Source organism: Streptomyces misionensis (genome assembly GCF_007896895.1).
GTDB classification, from domain to species: domain Bacteria; phylum Actinomycetota; class Actinomycetes; order Streptomycetales; family Streptomycetaceae; genus Streptomyces; species Streptomyces misionensis_A.
Window position 1 is genome coordinate 15,030 of the sequence record NZ_VOGW01000182.1, and the last position, 3,843, is coordinate 18,872.

Here is a 3,843-nt window from a genome sequence, read left to right on the forward strand (position 1 = left end):
GGCGGAGGACGTTCGTCTGCCGGCGTTCCCGGCGCCGGAGATCAAGGTGGCCGATCTGACCGCGTTCGCCCTCCAGGCGGCCTGCTGGGGCGATCCGGACGCCTCGGGACTCGCGCTGCTGGATCCGCCGCCGGCCGGTGCGATGGCGGCGGCGCGCTCGGCGCTGACGGCGGTGGGCGCGGTGGACTCCGCCGGCCGGGCCGTCGAGCGGGGGGTGCGGCTGTCCCGCCTCGGTGTCCACCCCCGGCTGGGGCGGGCCCTGCTCGACACCCGCGGCGCGGGCGCCGAGGTGGTCGCGCTGCTGTCGGAGGAGGTGCCGCGGGAGTACGGCGACGACCTCGCCGGTGCGCTGCGGCGCGCGCGGCGCGGGGGTGACGCCTACGCGGGGCGCTGGGCGGCGGAGGTGCGGCGGCTGCGGGCCGTCTCGGCGGAGTCCGCCCCACCGTCCGCCGGCCGGGCGGACGGTGCCCTCGACGCCGGGCCGGACACCGGTGACGAGCGGCTCGCCGGGCTGGTCGCCGCGCTCGCCTTCCCCGAGCGGATCGCGAAGCGGGACGGCGGGTCGTACCTCATGGTGTCCGGGACGCGGGCCGAGGTGGCGGAGGGTTCGGCGTTGCGGGGCGCGCCGTGGATCGTGGTGGCCGTCGCCGACCGGCCGGGCGGCAAGGGGCATGCCCGGGTGCGGCTGGGGGCCGCCGTGCCGGAGGAGGTGGCGCGGGCCGCGGCCGGGGCGGTGTCGGCCGAGCGGGACGAGGTGCGCTGGGCCGACGGGGACGTCGTGGCGCGGCGGGTCGAGCGGCTGGGGGCGGTGGAGTCGGCCGTGCGGCCGTTGCGGGACGCGGCACCGGAGCTGGTGCGGGCGGCGCTGCTCGACGGGCTGCGCCAGGAGGGGCTCGGCCTGTTGCGCTGGACGCCGGACGCGCAGGTGCTGCGGCAGCGGCTGGCCTTCCTGCGCGCCCGCCTCGGGGAGCCGTGGCCGGACGTGTCGGACGAGGCGCTGTCGGCACGCTGGGCGCAGTGGCTGGAGCCGGAGCTGGGCCGGGCCCGGCGCCGGGCGGACCTGGCGCGGATCGACGCCGGGCAGGCGCTGACGCGGCTGCTGCCCTGGGCGGGCGGGGAGGCGGCCCGGCTGGACGAGCTGGCGCCCGAGCGGATCACCGTGCCGAGCGGGTCCAGGATCCGGATCGACTACCGGGACCCGGAGCGGCCGGTGCTCGCGGTCAAGCTCCAGGAGATGTTCGGGCTGGCGGACACGCCGTCCGTGGCGGGCGTCCCGCTGCTGGTGCACCTGCTCTCCCCCGCGGGCCGGCCGGCCGCCGTGACGGCCGACCTGGCGTCGTTCTGGCGGGACGGCTACAAGGGGGTACGGGCGGAGCTGCGCGGTCGTTATCCGAAGCACCCCTGGCCGGAGGACCCGGCGGGCGCCGCGCCCACCCGGCACACCAACGCGCGGCTCAGGCGCTGACCGGGCCGGGGGCCGCCGTCCCGGTGGGCGCCGGGCCCGCGGCGCGCCGGGCGCGGGCCTCCAGGAGGAGGGTGGGCGCGAGCAGGAGCGGGGCGAGGGTCGGAAAGCCCCGGGGACGCGGGGTCCGCGCGATGGCCGGGCGCCGGACACGGCCTGATGGCTCGTCGGGTCCGGGCACCGCGGCGACGGCCGGGCGGGACGGGACCGGCGGTGCGCGCACGAACGACGGTGCCCTCCCCGCCGGTTGCGGGGAGGGCACCGTGCCGGTCGGGTCCGGTCAGGAGGAGGCGGACGGGCTCGGGGACGGGCTCGCCGTGGCAGTGCCGTCCGCGGCGACCTTCAGCTGGACGGTGAGGGTGCCGCCGCCGGGGGTGGTGACGCGGAGCAGGAAGGTGCCGGTGGTGTCGTCGGCGTAGAGCTGGGGCAGCGTCAACAGGCCCTTGGCGTCGGTCTTCAGGCCGGTGAGGGTGCGTACGGCCTTGCCGGCGGCGTCCTTGAAGTAGGGGCCCTTGCCGTTCTCGGTGGCGTCGGTCGCGGAGGTGACCAGGGTGGCGGTGGCCGCGACCTGGTCCGCGACGGCGCCCTTGTAGGTCGCCTTCACCTGGATGCGGTCGGCGAACTCGCCGCCCGGGGCGCAGGTGGGCGGGGTGTCGCCGGTGGCGGTGGAGGTGAGGGTGTCGGCGGCGCGCTCGGTGACGGTCGCCTGGTAGTCGACGCCCCCCAGCGAGCGGCCCACGACGGTGGCGGTGACCTTGAAGTCGCCGGTCTTCTCGCCCGCCCGGAGCGCCGGGGCCTTGGCCACGCCCTGGGCGTCGGTGGCGACCGTGGCCACGTTCTCGCCGCCGGTGAAGGTGGTGTCGGTGTCCCCGGTGATGGTGAACCGGATGCGGACCTTGGCCACCGGGGCGCCGGCCTTGGTCTCGGCGCGGGCGCCGATCGTCCCCGTGAAGGCGTGCCCGGCCATCGCGGTGAGCCGGGTGGTGCCCGTGTCCTTCAGGTGGTCCACGGTGTCGGTGGCCGTGGGCGGTGTGGCCGGCGGTGTGGTGGGCGTCGCGGGCGGCCTGGGGCTCGGGCTGCCGTCCTGGCCGTCGCCCGGCGTGGGTGACGGACTCGCCGGCGCGGTGGGGCCCTTGGGGTTCTGCTGCCCCGGCGTGTGCGGGTTCGAGGGCTTCGGGGTCGTGCCGTGCGGGGTGCCGTCGTCGCTGCGGTGGCTGGGCAGGCCGCCGGTGCCGTCGGGCACGGGGTAGGTGCCCTTGCGGTAGTACTCCATCCACGACAGGACGGTGTTCAGGTAGTCCTGCGAGTTGTTGTAGCCGAGGATCGCGGCGTGCAGGTCGGCCTCGCGGGACAGGTCCCGGTCGCCGCGGCACAGGTAGTGGCCGGCGGCGAGGGCGGCGTCGTAGATGTTGTTGGGGTCCTTCCTGCCGTCGCCGTTGCCGTCGCGGCCGGCCCAGGCCCAGGTGGACGGGATGAACTGCATGGGCCCGACGGCCTGGTCGTACCGGCTGTTGCCGTCGTACTCGCCGTGGTCGGTGTCCTTGATGAGCGCGAAGCCGTTGCCGTCGAGCACCGGGCCGAGGATCGGGCTCAGCGTGGTGCCGTCGGCGCTGACCTGGCCGCCGCGGGCCTGGCCGGACTCCACCTTGCCGATGGCGGCGAGGAGTTGCCAGGGCAGGTTGCAGCCGGGCTTGGAGGAGCGCAGTTCGGTCTCGGCCCTCTTGTACGCGTCGAGGACCGTGGCCGGTATGCCGGCCTCGGCCTCACCCTGGACGACCGGGGTGCCGGTGGTCGGCGAGGGGCTGGGCTTGGGGCTGTTCAGGGGCGGCAGGTCCGTGTAATAGGGCGAGTTGCCCGTGGCGTCGCTCCCGGCGGGGTCCGGCACGGGGGCGGAGGCGCCGGCCGCCGTCTGTCTGCCGTGGTCGTCGCCGGTCACTCCCGGAGCCTGGGAAGCGGAGAGTGCCGCGACCGCTGCCGCGGCCACGGCCGTGGTCGCCGCCCCCTTGCGGAGCCGCCTGCCGAAATGCGCCGCCATAGAGTGAACCCCTCCCGCGGACGTCGTGCGTCCGTTTCCGTCTGTGTGTCTCGCCCTGGTGGGACGGTTGACCCGGTGTTCCGGTTGCCCCTGTGCCGCCTTCCACGTGGTGCTGGCCGTGCGACCGTGCGCCAGGCACGGCGCCGCAGGCGACCCTACGACAACTTGCTTTGTACGGGCACCCGTTCATGCCCGATTTTCACCGGTTGGCCAACTGTCGTCGTCATGACGCGCCCGGCGGTCCGCCGGAACGGTGACACGGGACGGTGGGACGGCGCACGATCGGCGCGGGAGGGACCGGCCGTTCAGCAGGCGGCGCTTCGGCCGGGGTCGCGCGGATCGCGGT

Annotated in this window: 2 protein-coding genes; one reads left to right on the forward strand and one right to left on the reverse strand. The window is 76.4% G+C overall.

Going from position 1 to position 3,843, the window contains the following annotated elements; all coding sequences use genetic code 11:
* Positions 1-1,465, forward strand: a 1,465-nt coding sequence (locus FRZ03_RS30825) for an ATP-dependent helicase C-terminal domain-containing protein (RefSeq protein WP_315902677.1), incomplete at its 5' end; no start/stop codon positions are given.
* A 277-nt stretch (positions 1,466-1,742) separates the two neighbouring features.
* On the opposite strand, the gene FRZ03_RS30835 is transcribed toward FRZ03_RS30825, so the two are convergent.
* Positions 1,743-3,497: a lytic transglycosylase domain-containing protein gene (locus tag FRZ03_RS30835; protein WP_146468376.1), complete on the reverse strand. Its 1,755-nt coding sequence runs from the start codon at positions 3,495-3,497 to the stop codon at positions 1,743-1,745.
* Between the last annotated feature and the right edge of the window lie 346 nt (positions 3,498-3,843).

Bases quoted from the DNA above. Each gene is read 5' to 3' on its own strand.
- FRZ03_RS30835 (WP_146468376.1), bottom strand. From the start codon at position 3,497: ATGGCGGCGCATTTCGGCAGGCGGCTCCGCAAGGGGGCGGCGACCACG.